Source organism: Roseobacter weihaiensis (genome assembly GCF_020622345.1).
In the GTDB taxonomy this organism is placed as follows: domain Bacteria; phylum Pseudomonadota; class Alphaproteobacteria; order Rhodobacterales; family Rhodobacteraceae; genus Roseobacter; species Roseobacter weihaiensis.
The window spans coordinates 206324-228385 of record NZ_JACNMO010000002.1; the positions used below are offsets into that span (position 1 = coordinate 206324).

A 22062-nucleotide genomic window follows, 5' to 3' on the forward strand; every position below is an offset into this window, starting at 1 on the left:
CGCCAACTGTCCAGTATCAGGCGGGTTCCGGCAGCGCTTCGAGCCATCCGTGCCAGTCTGATTTCGCGCGATCCGTGTAAGCCTTGTACCGGTCTTTGCGGTTGCGTCGCCCGCCTTTCAGCCCCTCCACCGGGGGAAAGAGGCCAAAATTGATGTTCATCGGCTGAAAGGTCTTTGCCTCGGCCCCCCCGGAAATATGGGTGACAAGTGCGCCGGTCGCCGTGGTGGCAGGGGGTGTTGTCAGCGTGATCCCTTTGAGTTCCGCCGCCGCCAGCCGCCCCGCCAAAAGCCCCATGGCGGCAGATTCCACATAGCCCTCCACGCCGGTGATCTGGCCGGCAAAGCGGATGTTGGGGCGCGAGCGCAGGCGCATCTGCCCATCCAGCAGCGTGGGAGAATTCAGGAAGGTGTTGCGGTGTATCCCGCCAAGTCGCGCAAAGCTGGCATCTTTAAGCCCCGGAATCGTTTTGAAAACAGATGTTTGTGCGCCGTACTTCATCTTGGTCTGAAAGCCGACGATATTGTAGAGCGTGCCAAGTTTATTGTCACGCCGCAGTTGCACGACGGCATGGGGCTTCACATCCGGTTGATGCGGGTTTGTCAGCCCGACTGGTTTCATCGGGCCAAAGCGCAGGGTTTCGCGGCCGCGTTCTGCCATCACCTCAATAGGCAGGCATCCATCAAAATACCCGGCGGTTTCCCCTTCTTTGAACTCGGTCTTGTCTGCCGCGAGAAGTGCGTCGATGAAGGCCTCGTACTGCGCCTTGTCCATGGGGCAGTTGAGGTAGGCGGTGCGTTCTTCTTCGGTGTCGCCCTTGTCGTAGCGCGACTGCATCCAGGCGCGGCGCATGTCGATGCTGTCGAAATAGACAATGGGCGCAATCGCGTCGAAAAAGGCCAGCGCTTCGGCGCCCGTTTCCTTGGCGATGGCAGCGCTCAGCGCCGAAGATGTCAAAGGCCCCGTTGCGATGATCCAGGACCCTTCGGCGGGCAGTTCGGATATCTCGCCGTGGGAGATCGAGATGCGCGGATGGGCCAGCAGCGCCTCCGTCACCGATTGCGCAAAGGGGTCACGATCCACCGCAAGGGCGCCGCCTGCGGGCAGCCGGTGTTTGTCGGCGGTGCGCATGATCAGCCCGTCTGCGGCGCGCATCTCCCAATGCAGCAGGCCGACGGCGTTTTGCACATCATCATCCGAGCGGAAGGAGTTGGAGCAGACCATCTCGCCCAGAAGGCCGGTCTGATGCGCAAAGGTGCCAACGCCAGGCCGCATCTCGTGCAGCACCACGTCCACGCCAAGCTCTGCCGCCTGCCATGCGGCTTCGGACCCGGCCATTCCGCCGCCCACGATATGAAGTTTTTCTGTCATGGCGCGGGATGTAAGCCACAGGGCCGGGCGACGCAACCGTCCGCGGGGTGTCAAAGAGTGGCGGTGCGGGGGAATGTCGCTTTTGGGGTCGCCCCTGTGGGCATGTCGGATCAGTGAGAAGCTGACCTGGAGGGACCTTCCACTCAGGAGGCGACCCAAACGCGCATGAACCTTGCGGCTCGTCACACCTCTGCCATGGTTCTGCCCAATTTGAAAGGCGAGACTTCGAAACTGTTCGGTGCGCGAACGGAAACAATAAAAGTCTTTGTAATACTTTGTCGATCAACGCCGCGGTTGACCGCTTGCAATGCGTGGGTTTTGCAACAAGGTAGGGCCAGGCCAACGATGGGGGACATATGTCACTGAAAATGGATCTAGAGACGCTCAGTGCCTTTATTGACCAGGTCTTTGAGCAGGTCCGGGGTGAGTTCACCCTTGAGGCGCTCGAAGAAGAAACCCTGCGGGTCCGGTTGAATGTCAAGGAAAAGCACTTGCGGCCGGGGGGGACGGTTTCCGGCCCGGCGATGTTCGCGCTGGCGGATGTGGCGGCCTATTATATGACCCTGGCGCGCATCGGCCCCGAGGCTCTGGCCGTGACCACCAATTGCGCCATCGATTTCATGCGCAAGCCGCAAGCGGGGGTGGATATCGTTGCAGAGGCCCGTTTGCTGAAACTGGGGCGGCAGCTCTCTGTCACGGACGTGTTGTTGTATTCCGAAGGCGCGCCGAAGCCTGTGGCGCGGGCCAGCCTGACCTATTCGATCCCACCCCGCCAGTAACTGGACCTGGGATGTTTGGAATGCCGGGTCCGACGCTCGGGTCTCGCGGAAATGACCGGTCCCCGCAGTCTGCGCCATCGCGGATAACAAAAAAAGCGGCCAGGACGAACCCGGCCGCAAGGAAGAGGTCTGGAGCGCGTACCGGGGAGGTTACGCGCGCCAGAACACCTTGGAAGCTTCAAGACGCGCCTCCGAAGGTGTCATGCCCACGTCCTGAAGCTGCCAGTCGGTCAGATCTTTCAACGCCTGTCTGGTGCGGCGGCGCGTGGCCCATTTCGACAGGCATGCCGCAAATTCCACCGCGAGCACGGCGACTGCGGGCACGTCACGTGCTTGCGTCAAATAGGCCAGCGTATCGGGGGAAAGCGGTGTTGCACGTGTCATGGGAATCTCCTAAATTGTATTGACACAATATAGCGTGATAGCTACAGTGTATTGATACGAAAATCGATACAACTGGTCTAGGAAAACATTGTAATGGGTACAATTTGGCAGCCGGAACTGTCCGACCACATAAAACCCAAATACAAGGCGGTTGCTTCAAGCATTCAAAGCGGCATTGAAACTGGTGCATTGGTAGAGGGTGCAAAGCTGCCCCCGGTGCGTGAGCTGGCCTGGACCCTGGGGATTACCCCCGGCACGGTTGCGCGCGCCTATACGATCCTGACCGAAAGCGGGACCTTGCAGGCGGAAGTCGGGCGCGGCACCTTCGTGGCCACGACCGGCAAACCCGCGGTGTCAGAGGCCCCGATCGAGGTTGATGTCGTCCCGCACGGCAATGAAGGGGACCGGGATGTCTACAACGTCAGCATGTTCTCGCCCCACCTGCCGGCGGTGGGTCAGGACAAGCTGATCCGCAGGCTGCTGGCAGATATCGCACGTGATCCACCCTCCGGGATCATGCATTACCCCAGCCGTACGGGTGCGCGGCCCGCCCGCGAGGCGGTGGTGCACTGGCTCAAGGGAACCCCTCTGGGCGGGTTCGGCGAGCAGGACGTGGTTCTGTCCCATGGGGGTCAGAACGGGCTGCATCTGATCCTGCAATCCGTCCTGCAGGGCAGGCGACCGACAATCCTGATTGAGGAGATTGCCTATCCCGGCTTTCGCCGCGCCGCTGAGCTCTTGCGAGCCGAGGTCGTGCCCGTTGCCATGGATGACCAGGGCGTTATTCCCGAGGCGCTCAGCCAGGCCGCTGATGCACATGATGCGCAGGTTTTTTGCACGTCGCCGGAAATTCATAATCCCACCGGCGGATTTACCCCGGTGGCCCGGCGCGAGGCGCTGGTCCGGGTGGCCCGGCAGCATGATCTGCAGATTGTGGAGGATGACTGCTATCGGATGGGGGTCGACCGCGCGCCGACCTACCGGATGCTGGCCCCGGAACGCGGCTGGTATGTCTCCTCTCTGGCCAAGACGTTGACGCCATCACTGAGGATTGGCTTTGCCATTGCGCCGCGGGAAAAGACCGTCTCCTTGCGCAAGGTGGCCGAATACAGTTGTTTTGGTCTGGCGACCCCGATGATTGATCTCTGCGCCGCTCTTTTGACGCATCCCCAGATCGACGCGCTGACAGAGGCCACGCGCAAGAGCTTTAACCGCTATGTGCAAAGTGCGGTGAACATCCTGGGGGGCTATGATGTGACCTGGCGCCCGGATGTACCGTTCTTGTGGCTGCGTCTGCCGCTGGGCTGGCGGGCAGGGGCGTTCTGTCAGGCCGCCGAAGCCTGCGGGGTTCAAATCCGTTCGGCCGAGGAGTTCGTCTGCCGCGACGCCCGCGCGCCGCATGCGGTCCGTATGGGGATCAACTGCGGCGTGTCTCTGGCAAGCTTTGAAGCGGCAACGCTGCGGCTGCGCCAGTTGCTTGACAATCCGCCGGAGCAGATCGGGGTGTAGTTTGGTGGGGTAAATTAATACCTATTTTTTACCCCCTTGAATCTAAACGCTTTAAAGCGCAATGGTGTGCTTGACCTGACGCCATGCTGCTTTATAACCGTCCAATCTCATTCAGGCCTGTCGGGACCGTCGGCAGGTTTAACCTCAAACGGGGAACCGTCCATGAAAACTTTTTCTGCAACACCCGCAGACATCGACAAGAAGTGGATCCTGATCGACGCAGAGGGCGTTGTTCTGGGTCGTCTTGCGTCGATCGTCGCACAGCGCCTGCGCGGCAAACATAAAGCGTCGTTCACGCCACATATGGATTGCGGTGACAATGTCATCGTGATCAACGCCGACAAGATCCAGCTCACCGGCAAGAAGCGTGAAGAGAGCCACTATTGGCACACCGGCCATCCGGGCGGCATCAAATCCCGCACCAAGGCGCAGATCCTTGACGGCAAGCATCCCGAGCGCGTCGTGACCCTGGCGGTCAAGCGCATGTTGCCGGGCAACCGTCTGTCCCGCCAGATCATGACCAACCTGCGTGTCTATGCTGGCGGCGATCACCCACACGAGGCACAAAGCCCCGAAGTTCTGGATGTCAAATCCATGAACAGCAAAAACACCCGGAGCGCATGATCATGGCTGACGAAATCAACACACTCGAAGACCTCAAGGACGTGGTGACAGAGGCGGGTGGCGACACAAGCGTTGTTGCCGAGGCCGAAACCATCCAGCGTGAACCCGTGCGCGATGCGCTTGGGCGCGCTTACGCGACCGGCAAGCGCAAGGACGCCGTGGCGCGGGTCTGGATCAAACCTGGCTCGGGCAAGGTCACCGTGAACGGCAAGCCGCAAAACGAATACTTCGCCCGCCCGGTGCTGCAGATGATCCTGGCGCAGCCCTTCACGGTGTCCGGCACCGAAGGGCAGTTTGACGTGGTGGCGACAGTCAAGGGCGGTGGTCTCTCGGGGCAGGCGGGTGCGGTCAAGCACGGCGTGTCCAAAGCGCTGCAGCTTTACGATCCCTCCCTGCGCGGGGCGCTGAAGGCAGCCGGTTTCCTCACCCGCGACAGCCGCGTGGTCGAGCGCAAGAAATACGGTAAGGCCAAGGCGCGCAAGAGCTTCCAGTTCTCCAAGCGCTAAGCTTTTTCTGCACCGCATCAAAGGCCGTTCCGCAGCGGAGCGGCCTTTTTCTGTGGCCGGGTCTCGGATCGGGCGGTATGTCATTGCGGTGCCAGCGAAAAACTGCGAGGCAGACCCTGCCGCACAGTTACGGATACGCACATGCCACAGTGGCAGAAATTGACAACAAATCAAAAGGCGATCCTCATTATGGTCGCCGCTTCAGCGCTGATTGCGGCCACCTCGCTGATCGCGAAGGCCCTCGGAGACGCGACAGCGAGCCGCCCTGCGCTGCACCCCTTACAGGTCAGCGCGGGGCGCTTTTGCTTTGCCCTGAGCGCGCTGCTGGTGTTCCTTCTGGCCACACCCGCCCTGCGCCCGAGCCTTGCCGGGGCGCAGTGGACGCTGCATCTGATGCGCTCGCTCTGCGGCTGGCTTGGGGTGACGGCCATGTTCGCCGCCGTCGCCCGCATGCCGGTGGGCGAGGCAACCGCGATCAGCTTTCTCAGCCCCATTGTGACGCTGGCGCTGGCCGCGCTGATGCTGGGCGAACGGGTGGGGGCCCGCAAGGTTCTGGCCGCAGGGCTTGCGCTGGTTGGCGCGGTTCTGATCCTGCGCCCCGGCAGCGACGCTTTTCAACTGGCCGGGCTCTTGGCCCTTGCCGCCGCCGCCCTGATGGGGCTGGAGGCGATTTTCATCAAACGGCTGACCCGGAGCGAGCCGGCCCTGCGTATTCTGGTCATCAACAATATGATCGGTGCGGTCCTTGCGGCGGGTGTTGCGGCCTTTGTCTGGCAGGTGCCGACCGGTGTGCAATGGCTTTTGCTGATCTGCCTTGGGGTCGTGATGGTCTGCGGCCAGGCGCTGTTCCTCCAATCGATGAAACGGGGTGATGCAAGCCTTGTCATGCCCGCCTTTTACGCGGTGCTGGTCTTTGCCGCGCTGTTTGATTTCCTGCTCTATCAGGTGGTGCCAAGTGGTTTTGCCTTTGTGGGGGCTGCGCTGATTGTGCTGAGTGCGGTGTTTCTGGCCCGCATGTCGGCGCGGGGTACCGGCTGACACCCCCGCACGGGCCCCTGGCTTACTTGTCAGCGGTGATGAGGCCGAGGCCCCTCAAATAGATACCGATGCCGGTTTCAAGCAGGTCATCCGGCGGAAAGGGCGAGGCCCGACCGGGGGAATTTCGGGCAAAAAGCTCTACCACCCCGTGGCTCAGCGCCCAGATATGGGCCGAAAACATCGAGGCGGGCGGGCGTTTATCCTCTGGGATGTGCTGGCTGAGATCGGTTGCGGCCTTCTCCAGCACTCCGCTCGCACGTCCTGCCACGGCTGCAAGCTCCGGTGTGCGGTTGACCGAAATCCCGCTTTCAAACATCGCGATGTAATGCCCCGGATGCCGGCGCGCAAAGGCCAGATAGGCGCGGCCTGTGGCCTCGAACGCGGCCAACGCCGAAGGCTGCCCCGACTGATAGGCATAGTCCATCAGATCGGCGAAGATTTCATAGCCCTGGCGGGCGGCCTCTGCGATGAGATCCTCCCGGCCCTCGAAATGCCGATAGACCGCGGCGGGCGTCACACCGGCCTGTTTGGCCGCCTCCGAGAGGGTAAAGCCGGTGGGGCCCTTGGCCTCGATCAGCTCAAGGGCTGCATCGATCAACGCCTGCCTCAGATTGCCATGATGATAGCCCCGTTTAGGCATGCCAGACGTCCAGCCCACCACAGATATCGGTATCAATGGTGCCGATCGCTGCGGTGTTTTTGTGGCTATAGTCAAGCCCGTGCAGCACGGTGCGGATCGCGTTCAGCCGCGCGCGCCGCTTGTCGTCAGAACGGACAATCGTCCAGGGCGCATCCGGGCAGTCCGTGCGCTGCAGTGTTTCCGAGATGGCATCGGTGTAGGCTTCCCACCGCTTGAGACCTTCCACGTCGATCCAGCTGAGCTTCCATTGCTTGAGACGGCCGCGTTCGCGCCTCAACAAGCGCCGCAACTGTTCTTCCTGCCCGACATTCAACCAGAATTTGAACAGATAGACGTTGTCCTTGACCAGCAGTTTTTCAAAAGGTGTGACCTGCTCAAAGAAATCGGCGCGTTCCTGATCGGTACAGAACTCAAAGACATGTTCAACGACGCCGCGGTTGTACCAGCTGCGGTCAAAGAAGGTGATCTCGCCCCCGGCGGGCAGATGCGACACGTAACGTTGAAAATACCATTGGCGGCTTTCGGTTTCGGTCGGTTTGGTCAGTGCGACGATCCGCGCCCCGCGCGGGTTGAGATTGGTGCGAAAACGGCTGATTGTCCCGCCCTTGCCCGCGCCGTCACGGCCCTCGAAAACACAGGCAACACGGGCGCCCGAGGCTTTGACCCAGGCCTGCATCTTGACCAGCTCCACCTGCAGCAGGGCAAGCTGGCGCTCGTAGGGTTTGCGGGCAAGGCGCTCGGAGTGCGGGTAGGAGGTCGAGAGGATGTCGTCTTTCTCGGCCCGCCGGATTGCATCACGCACAGCGGCCGGGGCTTCATTCTCGAAATAGGCGCTGATCGCACCGTCGAAGGGCAGGTCCATAAGGCCTCCGCTGGGTCTATACCGTTCTTATATGGTCTGTTAGTCGGATGAAGGCAAACCGGCACGCGCCGCCGCGCGGTGAATCGCGGCGACCACGGCGTCGGGGTCTGCGTGATGCGGCATATGTCCGATCCCCTCCATGCGGGTCAGTTCGGCGTTGGGGATCTGCCGTGACAAGGGCTCGGAGTGGATCGCCATCGGGACCGTGACATCCTCGGTACCATGCAGGATTTCGACAGGCATGGAGAGTGTGGGATAGCGCGTCACCATTTCGGTGACATAGGGTTTCAGCGCGTTGACCTGCTGCGCATTGGCGCGCATCGTGCTGCGGCGCAGGGTCATATCCGGGCCGAAATGCTGCATGTAGTTTGGCGGGGGTTGCTGGGGGGCAAATATCTCGCCAAGCGTGTCTTCGATCAGGGCATGGGGCGTAAAGGCGGTGATCAGGGGGATCACGATGGCACTGCCAATGGCGGTAGAATTGATACGGTAGAGCAAGCCCAACGACCCCGGCCAGGGGTTCGAGGCGGCGGCCAGCAGAACCAGTGCGGCCGTCTCATTGGGGCGTTCCAACGCCCAGGCGAGCGCGATGGCGCCGCCATAGGAATGCCCGACCACGATGGGATTTTCGACACCCACCATGTCGGTTGCCGCCTGCAGCAGCTGCGCTTGCAAGGCGGGCGGTTCCGCTGCAGCGGACCAGATCCCGCCAAAGCCGCCGGGGCGTTGCGAGCGCCCCAGGCCCGGACGATCCACGGCGATGACACGGTAGCTGTCCGCCAGACGGGTTGCGAGGTCGAGCGTGAAGTCCCGCAGACTACCACTTGCCCCGTGAATCAGCACGATATCAGGGCCTTGTCCGGCGACATTGATGTGGATCAAAGTGCCGTCCACGTCGATGAACTGGCCGGACGGGGGGTATTCCGCCTCGACCGCGGCCTCGCGGGCCGCTGCGCGCCATTGGACCAGCACAAAAAGCCCAAGCCCAATCAGCAGCAGAATGACAAAGGGATTAACGACCAATGGCTTCGATATCATAAGGCGTGTCCTGATAAACTTCCGTGAGCCAGTTGCCATATAGAAGATGTGCGTGGCTCCGCCACCTGTTCAGCGGGGTTCGGCTGGGATCATCGTCAGGATAGTAGTTCATCGGCACATTTATGGGCGTGCCCGTGGCCACATCGCGGTCGTATTCCTGCTTGAGCGTATCACTGTCATATTCAAAGTGATTGAAGATGTAGAGGGCACGGTGACCGGGGTCCTGCACCAGGCAAGGCCCGACCTGATCGCTGCCCAGAAGCGTTGTAAGTCCTGTCGCGGCATCAATCTCCTGCTGGCGCATCTCGGTCCAGCGCGAGACCGGGATCACGCAATCGTCGGAAAACCCCCGCAGGTAGGGCGAGGCAGGCGCAAGATTACGGTGCCGGAAACAGCCGAAGGCCTTGGCGTCCAGCATGTGTTTCTGCACGCCGTGAAAGTGGTTTATCATCGCCATCCCGCCCCAGCAGACACCGAAGGTGGAATGCACGTTGGTCTGGGTCCAGTCCATCACCGTGCGCAGCTCATCCCAATAGGTCACCTCGTCAAACGCCAGATGTTCGATAGGCGCGCCGGTGATGATCAGCCCGTCGAACTTTTCACCGCGGACCTCTTCGAAAGGCCGGTAAAAGCTCTCCATATGTTCCGCAGCGGTGTTCTTGGTCTGATGCTCGGACATGCGGATCAGGCTGAGTTCGATCTGCAACGGGGTTGCGCCAATCAGCCGGGCAAACTGGTTTTCGGTCTGAATTTTCTTGGGCATCAGGTTCAAGAGCCCGATGCGCAAGGGCCGGATGTCCTGCCGGGCCGCCTGATCCGGGTCCATCACCATGACACCCTCGCGGGTGAGCACATCATAGGCAGGCAGGTCGGCGGGGATTTTAATCGGCATGGTGCGGGTCCGGTCTAAAGATGAGGAGCGTCAGATAACCCTTTGATCCTGAACTCTCAAGAGGGGGGGCCTCACGAGGCGGTGAGAGCGCTAAAGGCGGCGGGTCACAAGGGCGTCGAAATCCTGCGGTGTGGCCAGCGCGCTGACCTCATCGGCAGTGACGGTGATACCCCAGCGTGCCATCGCCTCGTATCGGGGCTGGCGGTGCGCCAGCGCCTTGGCATAGGTAAAGCGGATGAAGTCGTCGGGGTCCACCTCCGCCTCGGTGCATTGGTTTTCATCCAGATACGTCTGCCAGACCTCTGCCAGAAAGGCGGGCTGATAGGCCATCGGCTTGGGCGCGCGGTCGAACCGTCGGACCAGTTCCGCCGTATGGGCGGCGTCGCCCTTGATCCAGATCATCAGGCAGTGTTTGGAAAGCTCCGTCAGCAGCAGGTCGTTGGGGTTGTCCGGATCGACCCATTCGCAGATTGATCCGCCCGTGTCACAGATGAAATTCGGATAGCCATAAAGCGTCTCGGCCCGCTGAACGAAATGGGCCGTGTCGTGCAAGGCGGCGATCTCGGCCTGCTGGAACTGCTGTTGCCGCCGCTGGTAGTCGGCCATCGGCATGCCACCCTTTGCCGCACTGCCGGGCTTGCCCAGATAGGTGGCCACGGGAGAGAGGTTGTCAAAAGTGATGTTGGAGCCGATGTAGATGCTGTCGCTCATCAGCAGATCGCGCAGAAACGGTACTTTCATCGCCTCCGCCTTGGCGTTGTCGGCGATGTATTCGCCCATGTAGCGGGTGCCGATGCGGTAATCGATCGAGTAGTGGAACCAGGTCCCGCTGGCTCGCAGCAGGTTCGACATATGCGTCTTGCCAAGCCCCGACATGCCAAAGACAAGCACTGACTTGCGGGGGGCGGCGTGCCAGTCGGCGGCAGAGGAATACAGCATAAGCGGCCCTTTGGCTCGGAAGCAATAGCAGGTTCCTAGCGGGGCGGGGGCAGGGCGTCAATCAGCGGGCAAGATGCGCCCGCCGGGCCCGCAGCCGTGTCCAGAGCCTGCCGTCCAGAATGACCAGCCCAACCGCCAGCAGTGCAAAGCCTGCATAGGCATTGGGGGCAAGCGCTTCGCCCAGCATCAGCGCCCCGGCCAGGATCGCCACCGGGGCCACCAGCAGCGTGACCAGCATCAGGTTGCCACTGCCCGCCATGCGCAGCACATGGTAATAGAGCAGGTAGGCCCCGGCGGTCGCGACGATGGCGTAGTACCCGATGGCCAGCAGGGTGACCGGCTGCAGCGCCAGTGTGATCGGGCCTTCGACGCTCAGGGCCAGCGGGACGGTGATCAGGGTTGATCCGGTCAGCATGCCGGCGGCCGCCACCTGCGGGGGCAGGGTTGAGAGATGCCTGCGCGCCCAGGATCCGGCCAGCGCGTAAGAGATCGCCCCGCCCAGAACCGCCAGTTGCGCCAGCGACCGCAGATCGAAATTCTTGAGGTTTTCCAAACCGATGGCCGTGGCAACCCCGGCAAAGCCGATGCTGACGCCAAGGGCCTTGCGCCGGGTCAGCCGTTCATCGGCAAAAAAGAGGGCGGCAACAAGCACACCGAAAATCGCTGTGGACGCATTCAGGATCGAGGTCAGCCCGCTTTCGATATGCAACTGGCCCCAGGCCATCAGGGAAAAGGGGATGACGTTGTTCAGCAGCCCCATCACCAAGAACGCCCCCCACACGCCAGGCGCGCGCGGCACCGGCAGGCGCATCACCGCCACGACCATCCAGAGCACCAGCATGGCCCAGAACGTGCGATGCGCCACCGAGGTGAGCGGCCCGACCTCGTCCAGGGCGATGCGGACCGAGACAAAGCTCAGCCCCCAAATCGTTCCGAGCGCAATCAGCGATATCCAGGCCTGGGCAGAGATGGTCTTCTGTTCGATCATGTCGGCGACCTTACGCAGCTGCGCCAAGCCCGGCCACCCGAATCCTGCGCAAAAAAGGCCCGCGCGGGACACCGCACGGGCACTGATTTTTCCGGCAAGTGGATTTAGAAGTTGTAGCCGACCTGAATGCCGAAGGCGACAGCGCTGTTGTCGTTGAACTCCGCCGCGGGCGCGCCCTGGACCGCGGTCGTGGTGTCGCCGATCCAAGCGTAGCGAACGCCGGTCGTGACGGTCATCTTGTCGCGCGTGTAAATTGCCGCAAGACCGATGCTGGTCTGGCCGTCCGCAGGCCCAAGGTTGGTAAAGAGGTTCTCGGTGTTTTCTTCATAGGAGACGGAGCCTGCAAAGGACCATGTCTCGTTTACGCGGTACCCCAGTCCGACCGTGTAGGTGGTGATGTCATCGATATAGCTCAGCAGCGGCTGACCCGTGACGCCGACATATTGATCGGGTGAGAGATCAAAATCGGACCAGTCGACCCAGCGCACGCTCCCGAAAAGAAGCGTATTGGGCGCGATACCTGTCTGCGCTTCGAGGTTGATCGATTGGGGCGTTTCAAACTCGGCGGTGCTGTCACCGCTCAACCCGGCAAGAAAAGGATTGCCGAAAACTTCCGACACATCGTTTTCATGGGCAATCTCTGAGCTGTAGGTCAAGGAGACACGCAACGCGATCTCTGGGCGCTCGTAGGCGGCCCCAAAGACATATCCCACCCCCCAGTCGTTGTCCGCTTCGACTTCATAATCACCGACAAAAGCGATTGCGGCGGTTGCGTCTGTTCTCTGAAAGCGCGGTCCGCCGTAGACAGAGAAGCCATTCGCCATGTTGTACTGCAACAGCGTGGTGATCGCATATGAATTGAATTCTGCGCGGGAGTCCTGCGCGAAATAGCCCGTGCCACTGGGATAGTTGACCTCGGCCTTGAAGGGTTGATCGAAGATCAGCGCGTAGGACCACCGGTCGTTGATATCCGCCTTGTAGGCCGCCCCGAAGTTGAAGTTGCTTTCGCCGATATCGCCGGAGCGTCCACCGATCGGGAAAACCGGGCCCAATGTGCCGCCCTGGGGGGCGATGCTTTCCCCGGTGATGTCCGGTGACAGAAAGCCCAGGCTGAACTCGACATAGCGCCCATCTTCGAAGAGCACGTTCACCGACTGCCCGGTGCGGTCGAGCGCGCCCGCATGGGCTGCGCCGGCTGCCAGACATAATACTGTTACACTGGTAATGTAATTTCTCATGAAATCTCCTCCCCAGAAGATGCGCCCTGCAGTGGTTAATGATACGTGAATTGCGCAGGTTGGCGCAACTAAGCATGGAATTGCGGTGGGTCAATTAGTGACGCAGGGGAAAAACCTGCTGTGACCTTACGTAAAATCAGCTTTTCTGACGGGTCTCGGACCATATATTGATATAATTGCCCGCAAAGATGATCGCAGCCCCGGCAAAGACCCAAATATCCAAGGCCTCGTTATAGAGCAGCATGCCGACCACGGCGATGGCGGGCAGGCGGATGAAATCGATGGGCACGACGACGGTTGCCGGCGCCAGTGCGAGCGCGTTGGTCAGACAGAAATGCGCCAGAAGCCCCGCGGCGCCGATCAGGACGACAAAGGGCAGGGCGTCTGCGGAGGGCACAGCAATATCGCCATCATACCCCGCCGCGATGATCCCAAAGACAAGCTGCATTGCCGTGAGGTAGAACAGAATACAGGTGATACTCTGCGTGCGGGTCAGTCTTTTGGTGAACATGATCGACAGTGCAAAGAAAATCGCAGCCGACGCCGCAGAGATCACGCCGGCATTGATCCCGGCCATGTCGGGGCGGGCCACGATCAGAATGCCGATAAAGCCCATGACGGCGGCAAGCGCGCGCATGCCAGTGAGCCTTTCCCCCAGAATGAGCGGGGACAAGACAATCACCCACAACGGCGAGGTAAACTCAAGCGCAAAGACCTGCGCCAGCGGGATTGCGGTGACTGCATAGAACCACAGGTTCTGCCCGGTGAAATGGGCCAGGTTGCGCACTGTATGGAGGCGCATGTTGCCGGTGTTGATCTCGCGCCAGGTGCCCGCGAGCGCAGCAATCATCACCACGATCAGCACACCAAAGAGGCTGCGGAACATCATGATCTCAAAGGTGTCGAGCTCGACCGCGACCTCCCGTCCGGCCACGGCCATGGATGAAAACGACGCAATGGAGCCCATCATCCAGAGCGCCGCCTTGAAAGTCGGGTTCATCCTCGGTCCTCCGAAACGCGGGAATACCAGCCAGTGAAAAGGGTCATTCCCACCCAATTGTTTGATTTATCTGCAGTCGTCTGTTTCAAAATGCTTTTTGCCTGAAAAAATCGCGCATCCCGCAAGAGATACAGTCACATAAAACAGGTTGTGGAAAGTGCTGTTCAAGACATCGCCCCTAGCTTCCTGTGCCGCGCCTGTTCGTTTCTTGCACCAGCGGTATGTCGACGCTGCAGGTTACGTCGGCAATATGTTTTCGTTTCAGCAGCCCCTGATCGTCAAATCACCGCTCCACCCAGGATCACGTCTCAAAAACCGAAGGGTACTGCTGAGTGCCATGCCTGGCGAACATCTGCAATACGCCGCCCGCCAAGCACAGGTTGCCGCATGTGCTGCCTGCCCGGTCAATCGAACCATGGCAATGGCAGGGGTGTGATGCAAAGCTGCCGCCCACGAAGAGGAGCGATCAGTTCAAATCGCGTATCATCAGCGCCTCATCAAGGTAGCCTGTAGCGCTCTTCAAGGCGCGCGGTTCAGTTCCATATGTCCGAAACCCCATTTCTGAATAGAGCGCGATGGCGGGTTGGTTTTCTGTCATGACCGACAGGGTCACAAGATCGACAAGATCAGTCGCGTGACTTACAACGGCCCGAACAAGGCGCCGCCCCGCCCCTGATTTGCGGTAACCGGGGGCAACATACATCCCCCACAACACGCCTTTGTGGTTCTGTTTTGCGCCGGACTGTTGATAAAACCCCACCATGCCAATGATCCGGCCACGATCAAACGCCCCGAAAACGCATCCTGATGCGACACGCTCCTCGAAATGCGACAGGTCCCGCGCCGCTTCGGCCTCATAGCTTGAGCCGAAAGCATCGGGTGCGGTTTTAAGCGCCTCCAGTCTGATCTGTCTATACGCAGCGCCTTCGCTTGGCACCAGGCGACGTATTGCGATGGTCTTTGGGGTCGGCATCTGCTCGTCTCGCTTTGGGCATGTGTCTTGAAAGTATTCGAGTATTTGCTTTGCGCCCAAAGATCAAAACCTCTCTGACGTCCATTCGGGCTCAGGTCTGCCGCGCAGCATGTTGGGTTGGGTTCGTGGTTCAGGCAGGCAAACCCATGGGGGTGTGCCTTGTTACCTTTCGCGCGTTTTATCTCGGGCGGCTGTGCCCCTGTTGGCGAGAGCGGATTTCAGATTATCCCAGAACAGCGTCACCGCGGCAGTTCTGGGCGATGGGAAAAGGGCTGGCCTTGGCACTTCTGATTGCTGCATCGGGCCACCCTAGAGGCAGGGGGCACCACAAGAAGGCCGGGCAACGTGCCGCCCGACTTTCCACCTGATCGTTGAGGATTTGTCGTCGGCAACTGACCAGACTACGGTCAGCCGGCCCAAAGTCAGCCAATCCACATTCAGCCAGCCCACAGCCAGCCAGCCTACAGTCAGAATGTGTTTTTGACCCGGTCCCAGGTGGCCATGAGATGGCCCGCCAGCACGTCTCCCAGCTTCTCGCCATCCTTCTCGCGAATGGCGATGGCCATCTGCTCGTGGTCCGCGACCGCCCCTGACCAGCTGTCCTCGTGCCGGTTTCCGATAAAGCGGATGCGCTTGAGGCGGGCCTGAATGTTCGATTGCACCTCACGCAGGGTGTCATTGCCGGACAGTTCAGCCAGCCGGGAATGGAACTTCTGGTTCAGCTTGTAATAGGGCAGGCGGTCGCGATCAGCGTAATAGGCCATCATCTCGTCATGCAGCGCCAAAAGCTCGTCAAGCTCGGCTTGGCTCGCCCGTTTGATGGTCAGCTTGCCCGCAAGCCGTTCTATCTCCGCCAGCACTTCCAGCATCGACAGAACGTCCTGCGATGACAGTTTGCGCACAACCGCGCCTTTCGAGGGCCGGATGATCACCAGCCCTTCGGCCGCCAGGGTGCGCAATGCTTCGCGAAATGGTGTCCGCGAGACGCCCAGTTGCTCCACCAACGCGGTCTCATCGATTCGCGTACCCGGCTCGAGGTATCCTTCGATGATCAGATCACGCACGCTGTCGGCGACCTGATCGTGCAATGTCTGCTTCTTGATCAGGGTTGGGCGATTAACATCCGTTGCGGCTCTGTCCACTGACGACTCCTTGTCACGATTTTTTGCAGCATAAAAAAACTTGCGTGAAAGCGCGATATGATTCTATTGTATACAAAATACAAGTATGAGAAATACAGGAAGATAGGATGCGCATAGCTTTCGCGATCGGGGATGCCGGTGGAATCAGTCCTGAACTTGCAGCGCGCATTCTCGCGGATGAGGAGGCGAACAAGGGCGATATGATGGTCATCGGCGATCGCCGCCTGCTGGCGCAGGGCGAGGCGGACGCCGGCGTGACGCTCGATCTGCCGGTCCTTTCACCAGGCGATCTGGCGCGGCCCCTGCCGGGGGGCAGCTTCATGGTCGATCTGGCGAACTGCGATCCGGGCAGCGTCCCGCAGGGGACATGGAGCGCAGAGGGCGGGCGCGCCGCGATCGAGAATTTCCGCTGCGCGCTGCTCGCCGGGCACGTGGGGACGGCGGATGTGGTGTTTTTCACCCCCTTCAACAAACATGCAATGCGGCTGGCCAAAGCGGATTACGTGGATGAGATCGGTTTTATCGACGCGACCATCAAGGCCCCCCGCAGCGGCCGCGAATTCAATGTCCTCGACGAGGTCTGGAACGCCCGCGTCACCTCGCACATTCCACTTCGCCAGGTGGCTGATGCGCTCACAGAGGACCGGATTGTCGAAAGCCTTGAGCTGACCACCGAGATCATGGAAGGCGCCGGGTTCGTGCGTCCCCGGATCGGGGTCGCCGCCCTGAACCCGCATGCCGGAGACGGGCGCAATTTTGGCACCGAGGATGACGATATCCTGGCCCCGGCGGTTGCGCGGGCGCAGGCCAAGCAACTGGCCGTCACCGGCCCCATTCCGTCCGACACGGTGTTCGTGCGCGCGGTAAAGGGCGAATTTGATGCGGTCATGACGATGTACCACGATCAGGGACAGATCGCGATGAAGCTTTTGGGGTTTGACCGGGGCGTGACGCTGATCGCGGGCTATCCGTTTCCGATTGTCACACCGGCCCACGGCACGGCCTATGACATTGCGGGGCAGGGTGTTGCCCATGCCGGAGCCACAAAAAATGCCGTCGCCCTCGGGCGCATGCTGGCCGAACGACTGGGCAAAGGCCGCGCGGAGGCCGAGGAGGAGGCCGCCGATCTGCCCGCCCTATTTCACCGCGCTCTGGACCCCGACGCTGTCTGGGGCTGAGCGCATTTACAACAAACGGGAGGAATGAAGAATGTACATGACCAGGATCAAGGCCGGACTGGCAGGTCTGGCGATGGCCGCAACCGCGGGCATGGCCACGGCCCAGGAGGAGATCATCTTTGGGATCAGCGCCGCGCCCGGCTCGCTTCAGGAGCGAACCGCGAGCGAGTTTGCCCGTCTTGCAAACGAAAAACTGGGCGAGCTGGGCGAGGTCAAGGTCTTTGCCTCATCGCAGCTGGGCAAGGACCGCGACATGCTGCAAAAGATCAAGCTGGGGACGATGCACCTGACGCTGCCGTCCTCGACCATGCCCGAGATCGCAGCGGAATATGCGATTTTCGATCTGCCCTTCATCGTGGCGGACCGGGATCATCTGGCCCGGATTGACGAGACGTTCTTTCAGGACGTGCTGGTGCCCGCCGCCGAGGCGCAGGGGTATCGCCCGCTGGCCATCTGGGAAAACGGCTTTCGTCAGATCACCAACAACACCCGGCCCGTCAACACGCCCGCAGATCTGGAGGGGCTGAAAATCCGGACGCCGAATTCCTCCTGGCGCGTGTCGATGTTCCGGGAATACGGGTCCAACCCGACGCCGATGTCGTTTTCGGAGGTTTTCGTCGCCCTGCAGACCGGCGTGATCGATGGCCAGGAAAACCCGCTGACCAACATCTCGGCCGGCAAGCTGAACGAGGTGCAGACCTATCTGTCGCTGAGCGGGCATGTCTATTCGCCTGCCTATCCGACCGTGGGGATCACGGCCTTTGAGCGGCTCGACCCGCAGATCCAGACGATCCTGACCGAGACCGCGCAGGAGGTTGCCCTGTGGGCGCGCAGCGAGGGGGCGGCGGCTGACGAGGCGCTTCTCGCCGAGTTGGAGGCGTCGGGCATGGTGGTCAACACCGCCGATCGTGCCGCCTTTGTCGCGGCCTCCGCACCGCTCTATGAAAAGTTCGCAGCGGAGGTCGAAAACGGGCAGGCGATGATTGATCAGGTCATGTCCCTCGCGGACGGCTCATAAAATCAACTCTGTGGGAGGCGACACATCCGTCGGTCTCCTCCCACGGCCTCCACGAACTCTGGGAGACCGACATGCGCCGTTTCGCCCGCTGGTTTGACCTGGTGTTGCAGGTTGTGACGCTGACATTGCTGATCGCGCTGGCCATCGTTGTCCTGATGGGCATCGCGTTCCGATATTCCGGCAATTCGCTGATCTGGTATGACGAGGTGGCCGCGGTGCTGCTGGCCTGGATCACCTTTGCCGGGGCTGCGCTGGCTATGCACCGCAATGCACATATGGGCTTTAACGGATTGCTTTATGCGCTGCCGCACCGGGCCCGGATGGGCCTGTTCTGGCTGGTTGAACTCATTGTGCTGGGCTGCCTGTGCATCGTGGCCTGGGCAGGCTGGGCCATCCTGGAGATTTTCGGCAACGAGACGATGACCACGCTGCGCTTTGTGCCGCGCACGGTCGTGCAGGGCATTTTGCCGGTCAGTGCGGCCGCGATGATCCTGGCCCGGCTGCTGATCCTGCCGCAGCGGCTGGTTGATGTGCGCAGCGGCAAGGATCCCGAAACCAAGGAAATCGAAGAAGAGATTGCGCGCGCGCAGGCTGATGTGACCCGGGCCAAGACGGAGACCCTATCATGATCGAAGCCCTTGTCCTGCTGTCGATGTTTCTGATGATCGCGATGGGTGTGCCGATTGCGTTGTCCATTCTGTCGGCGGCGCTGATCGGTGTGTTCATCCTGAACGGTTATCTGGGGTTCCTCAATGCCGCATTGTCGCTCTTCGATGGCGCCACCAGCTTTCCGCTGATCGCAATCCCGCTCTTTGTGCTGGCCGGGGCGCTGATGAACACCGGCGGCATCTCCACCCGGCTGATTGCCTTCGTCTCGGCGCTGATCGGCTTCGTGCGGGGCGGGCTGGCGATGGTGAATGTGGGGGTTTCGTTGTTTTTCGCCGAAATCTCGGGCTCGGCGGTGGCGGATGTGGCGGCGACCGGCTCGGTGCTGATCCCCGCGATGAAGAAAAAGGGATACAGGCCGCGTTTTGCGGCAGCGCTGACCTCCTCGTCGGCCTCCCTGGCGATCATCATTCCGCCCTCGATCCCGATGATCCTTTACGGCGCCTTGTCGGGCACCTCCATCGTGCAACTCTTCGTGGCGGGCATCATCCCGGGCCTCCTGGGCGGGTTGCTCCTGATGGCGCTGTGTTACTATTTTGCGGTGCGTTACGACCTGCCCCGCGAAGAGGGGTTCGATCTGTGCCGGCTCTGGCGGGCGACCAAGGAGGCGTCCTGGGCGCTGATCCTGCCGGTCATCATCCTGGGCGGGATTTTCGGCGGCATTGTCACCGCGACTGAAGGCGCGGCCCTGGCGGTCATCACCGCGCTTTTCATCGGTGTTTTCATCTACCGCGAGATCGATCTGCGCAAGCTCTATCACGCGCTGGTTGACGGGGTCACGCAGACCTCGATTGTCATGCTGCTGGTGGCTTCTTCCGCCGTGCTGGGCCTCTATCTGACCGAAACGGAGCTGCCACAACGCATGGCCGCCGGCATCACCGAGCTGACCACCAACAAGCTGGCGGTGCTGATGATCATCAACGTGTTCTTGCTCTTTGTCGGTATGGTGCTGCACGGGGCGGCGGCGATCATCCTGGCGGTGCCGATCTTCATGCCGCTGGTGAACCAGCTGGGCATCGATCCGGTCCAGTTCGGTATCCTGCTGACGCTGAACATCGCTTTGGGCCAGCAAACCCCGCCCGTGGCCAGCGTGCTGGTGACATCCTGTTCCATCGCAAAAACAGACGTCTGGGGCACAACCCGGACCAACCTTCCCTTTATCGGCGTTCTGGTTCTGGTCCTGATGCTGGTGACATATGTCCCAGCGGTTTCCCTTACCCTCGTGGAGGTATTCTATGGCGATTGATCCCACGATGAGGCTGGTCCAGCTGCGCCGCCGAGATGGCACCAATACTGTGGCGGTCGTTCAGGGCGACCGCCTGGCGCTGCTGGACGATGCGCCGAACGTCGAGACACTGGCACGGGCGGCGATGGGCACGGGCGCACCTCTCGCGGAGGCGGCAGCCGACCGGCTGACCGAGGCCACCGAGGACTATGCCACCGCGCTGGCAGAGGGGCGCATTGCCCCACCGATCAGCCATGCGGAACCGGCAAGGCTGCGCATCACCGGCACCGGCCTGACCCATCTGGGCAGCGCCGATACGCGTGATGCAATGCATGCCGACACCACCGCCGATGCCCCGATGACCGATTCCATGCGCATGTTTCGCGCAGGGCTGGAAGGGGGCAAACCGGCAGCGGGCGAAGTGGGCGCGCAGCCTGAGTGGTTTTACAAAGGCGACGGCAGCATTCTGGCCGCGCCCGAAGCGCCGCTCGTGATGCCGGGTTTCTCTCTGGACGGAGGCGAAGAGCCGGAGATCGCCGGCATCTATCTGATTGCCGATGACGGCACGCCCCTGCGCCTGGGGTTTGCACTGGGCAATGAGTTTTCCGACCATGTGACAGAGCGGCAGAATTACCTGTTGCTGGCCCATTCGAAACTGCGGGCCTGTGCGATCGGGCCGGAATTGCGGCTTGGCGCCTTGCCGGAACGGGTGGAGGGGACCTCCCGCATTCTGCGCGGCAATCAGACGCTCTGGGAAAAGCCGTTTCTGTCGGGCGAGGCGCATATGTCCCACAGCCTCGCCAATCTGGAGCACCACCATTTCAAGTATCCCCTGCACCGCCAGCCGGGCGATGTGCATGTCCATTTTTTCGGGACCGCAACACTGAGCTTTGCGGATGGTATCTGCCCGGAGGAGGGCGACGTCTTTGAGATTGCGGCAACGGGGTTCGGGCGCCCGTTGCGCAATATCCTGCGCCGCGCGCCAGAGGAAGGCCCGGTGCGGGTCCGGCAGATCTAGCGGTTTTGGATCACATGTTTTCAACTGGGAGGAAGATCATGATGAATAGAAGAACATGGGGCCTTGGGGCCGTGCTCGCCATCGGGCTCAGCCTTGCGGGCGCTGCTGCGCCTGCACAGGAGACCACCCTGCGGCTGGCGCATTACGGATCGGCCAGCGATTCCGTGACGGCGGCGGCTGAACGATTTGCCGACCTGGTTGCGGAAAAGACCGACGGCGCGGTGGTGATTGAGCTTTTCGGGAATGGGGAACTGGGCAACAGCCCCACCATGCTGGAGGGAGTGCGCCTCGGCACTATCGATATCGTGACGGTGGGCAATCCGTTCTTTACCGGCAGCCTGCCGCAGCTGAACCTGCTGGATCTGCCGTTCCTCTTTCAATCGGACGCCCATGCCTTTGCCACCCTCGACGGAGAGGTGGGCGCGACGCTGATGTCCTCGATGGCCGGGTCGGGCCTGAAGGGGCTGGCGTTCTGGGAGCTGGGCTTTCGCAACCTGACCAACAATGTCCGCGCGATCATGACGCCCGCTGACCTTGAAGGGCTGAAGCTGCGCACCACACCGAACCCGGCGCATGTGCTGGCGTTCCAGACGATGGGCGCCAACCCGACGCCAATGCCCTTCGCGGAGGTCTATTCAGCCTTGCAGACCGGCACGATCGACGGGCAGGAAAACCCCGTCAATCATATCTACGCCAACAAGCTGCATGAGGTGCAAAAACACCTCAGCCTGACGGCGCATGCCTACACAACCTCGCCGCTGGTGATCAACGCCGGCCGTTGGGACGGGCTGTCGCCAGAGGTGCAAACCGCGCTGAAGGAAGCTGCGGTCGAGGCCGCCGCGCATCAGCGTCAGATCAATGATGAAGAGGAAGCCAGCAGCCTGGACGCGATGAAAGCCGCCGGGGTAATGATCGTGGAGGCCCCCGATCAGGCTGCCTTTCGCGCGGCCGTCAGCGCGGTGACGCGGGCCGCCTATATCGAGGCGCATGGCACAACGCTTCTGGACAAGATCGACGCACTGGCGCGCTGATCACA

The 22062-nt window shown here is 61.2% G+C and carries 23 protein-coding genes; 11 read left to right on the top strand and 12 right to left on the bottom strand.

Translation table 11 applies throughout. The features are described from left to right. Positions 1–16 precede the first annotated feature (16 nt). Entirely contained in the window at positions 17–1369 is a 1353-nt protein-coding gene (trmFO, locus tag H7847_RS03320) for a methylenetetrahydrofolate--tRNA-(uracil(54)-C(5))-methyltransferase (FADH(2)-oxidizing) TrmFO (RefSeq protein ID WP_227267963.1), read from the bottom strand. 356 nt (positions 1370–1725) lie between these two features. Between trmFO and H7847_RS03325 the strand changes: the two genes are divergently transcribed. Then, complete coding sequence (locus H7847_RS03325) at positions 1726–2148, top strand: PaaI family thioesterase (RefSeq protein WP_227267964.1); 423 nt, start codon at positions 1726–1728, stop codon at positions 2146–2148. A 150-nt stretch (positions 2149–2298) separates the two neighbouring features. Here the strand turns inward: H7847_RS03325 and H7847_RS03330 are convergent, their stop codons facing one another. After that, positions 2299–2532, bottom strand: a complete 234-nt coding sequence (locus H7847_RS03330) for a DUF1127 domain-containing protein (protein WP_227267965.1) — start codon at positions 2530–2532, stop codon at positions 2299–2301. 93 nt (positions 2533–2625) lie between these two features. Here H7847_RS03330 and H7847_RS03335 point away from each other — a divergent pair, with 93 nt between their 5' ends. From H7847_RS03335 to H7847_RS03350, 4 genes are all read left to right on the top strand, one after another. Beyond that, positions 2626–4041 (top strand): aminotransferase-like domain-containing protein, encoded by a 1416-nt coding sequence (locus H7847_RS03335; RefSeq protein WP_227267966.1) that lies wholly within the window; start codon positions 2626–2628, stop codon positions 4039–4041. A gap of 162 nt (positions 4042–4203) precedes the next feature. Further along, positions 4204–4665, top strand: coding sequence for a 50S ribosomal protein L13 (gene rplM / locus H7847_RS03340; protein ID WP_227268128.1), 462 nt, complete (start codon positions 4204–4206; stop codon positions 4663–4665). Positions 4666–4667: 2 nt separating this feature from the next. Further along, positions 4668–5171, top strand: a complete 504-nt coding sequence (gene rpsI, locus H7847_RS03345; protein ID WP_227267967.1) for a 30S ribosomal protein S9 — start codon at positions 4668–4670, stop codon at positions 5169–5171. A gap of 141 nt (positions 5172–5312) precedes the next feature. Then, positions 5313–6209 (top strand): DMT family transporter, encoded by an 897-nt coding sequence (locus H7847_RS03350; RefSeq protein WP_227267968.1) that lies wholly within the window; start codon positions 5313–5315, stop codon positions 6207–6209. Positions 6210–6231: 22 nt separating this feature from the next. On the opposite strand, the gene H7847_RS03355 is transcribed toward H7847_RS03350, so the two are convergent. The 10 genes from H7847_RS03355 to H7847_RS03400 form a co-directional block, all read right to left on the bottom strand. Beyond that, positions 6232–6849 carry a TetR/AcrR family transcriptional regulator gene (locus H7847_RS03355; RefSeq protein WP_227267969.1) on the bottom strand — a complete coding sequence of 206 codons (618 nt, stop codon included), beginning with the start codon at positions 6847–6849 and terminating at the stop codon, positions 6232–6234. Further along, positions 6842–7711, bottom strand: coding sequence for a polyphosphate kinase 2 (ppk2, locus tag H7847_RS03360; protein ID WP_227267970.1), 870 nt, complete (start codon positions 7709–7711; stop codon positions 6842–6844). The genes H7847_RS03355 and ppk2 overlap by 8 nt, the downstream gene beginning before the upstream one ends. Before the next feature lie 39 nt (positions 7712–7750). Continuing rightward, positions 7751–8749 carry an alpha/beta fold hydrolase gene (locus H7847_RS03365; RefSeq protein ID WP_227267971.1) on the bottom strand — a complete coding sequence of 333 codons (999 nt, stop codon included), beginning with the start codon at positions 8747–8749 and terminating at the stop codon, positions 7751–7753. Then, the gene (gene metA / locus H7847_RS03370; protein ID WP_227267972.1) at positions 8724–9641 is read right to left on the bottom strand and encodes a homoserine O-acetyltransferase MetA; all 918 of its coding nucleotides are present in this window, start codon (positions 9639–9641) and stop codon (positions 8724–8726) included. The genes H7847_RS03365 and metA overlap by 26 nt, the downstream gene beginning before the upstream one ends. Positions 9642–9731: 90 nt before the next feature. Beyond that, positions 9732–10580 (bottom strand): ATPase, encoded by an 849-nt coding sequence (locus H7847_RS03375; RefSeq protein WP_227267973.1) that lies wholly within the window; start codon positions 10578–10580, stop codon positions 9732–9734. Positions 10581–10641: 61 nt separating this feature from the next. Then, on the bottom strand, positions 10642–11568 hold the full coding sequence (locus H7847_RS03380) for a DMT family transporter (RefSeq protein WP_227267974.1): 927 nt from the start codon (positions 11566–11568) through the stop codon (positions 10642–10644). A gap of 104 nt (positions 11569–11672) precedes the next feature. Beyond that, positions 11673–12806 carry an OmpP1/FadL family transporter gene (locus H7847_RS03385; protein ID WP_227267975.1) on the bottom strand — a complete coding sequence of 378 codons (1134 nt, stop codon included), beginning with the start codon at positions 12804–12806 and terminating at the stop codon, positions 11673–11675. A gap of 136 nt (positions 12807–12942) precedes the next feature. Next, a complete protein-coding gene (locus H7847_RS03390; protein WP_227267976.1) occupies positions 12943–13806 on the bottom strand; it encodes a DMT family transporter in 864 nt (287 codons plus the stop codon). 466 nt (positions 13807–14272) lie between these two features. Then, positions 14273–14779, bottom strand: a complete 507-nt coding sequence (locus tag H7847_RS03395; RefSeq protein ID WP_227267977.1) for a GNAT family N-acetyltransferase — start codon at positions 14777–14779, stop codon at positions 14273–14275. Between the two features lie 467 nt (positions 14780–15246). Continuing rightward, complete coding sequence (locus tag H7847_RS03400) at positions 15247–15921, bottom strand: GntR family transcriptional regulator (protein ID WP_227267978.1); 675 nt, start codon at positions 15919–15921, stop codon at positions 15247–15249. A 107-nt stretch (positions 15922–16028) separates the two neighbouring features. On the opposite strand from H7847_RS03400, the gene H7847_RS03405 reads away from it, so the two are divergent. From H7847_RS03405 to H7847_RS03430, 6 genes are all read left to right on the top strand, one after another. Next, on the top strand, positions 16029–17099 hold the full coding sequence (locus tag H7847_RS03405) for a 4-hydroxythreonine-4-phosphate dehydrogenase PdxA (RefSeq protein WP_227267979.1): 1071 nt from the start codon (positions 16029–16031) through the stop codon (positions 17097–17099). Positions 17100–17130: 31 nt separating this feature from the next. Further along, entirely contained in the window at positions 17131–18117 is a 987-nt protein-coding gene (locus tag H7847_RS03410) for a TRAP transporter substrate-binding protein (protein ID WP_227267980.1), read from the top strand. A 71-nt stretch (positions 18118–18188) separates the two neighbouring features. Continuing rightward, positions 18189–18746 carry a TRAP transporter small permease gene (locus H7847_RS03415; RefSeq protein WP_227267981.1) on the top strand — a complete coding sequence of 186 codons (558 nt, stop codon included), beginning with the start codon at positions 18189–18191 and terminating at the stop codon, positions 18744–18746. Beyond that, on the top strand, positions 18743–20029 hold the full coding sequence (locus H7847_RS03420; protein ID WP_227267982.1) for a TRAP transporter large permease: 1287 nt from the start codon (positions 18743–18745) through the stop codon (positions 20027–20029). The genes H7847_RS03415 and H7847_RS03420 overlap by 4 nt, the downstream gene beginning before the upstream one ends. Then, entirely contained in the window at positions 20019–21026 is a 1008-nt protein-coding gene (gene araD1 / locus H7847_RS03425; protein WP_319799740.1) for an AraD1 family protein, read from the top strand. Before H7847_RS03420 ends, araD1 begins: the two co-directional genes overlap by 11 nt. A gap of 38 nt (positions 21027–21064) precedes the next feature. After that, positions 21065–22057: a TRAP transporter substrate-binding protein gene (locus tag H7847_RS03430; RefSeq protein ID WP_227267983.1), complete on the top strand. Its 993-nt coding sequence runs from the start codon at positions 21065–21067 to the stop codon at positions 22055–22057. Positions 22058–22062: the final 5 nt, after the last annotated feature.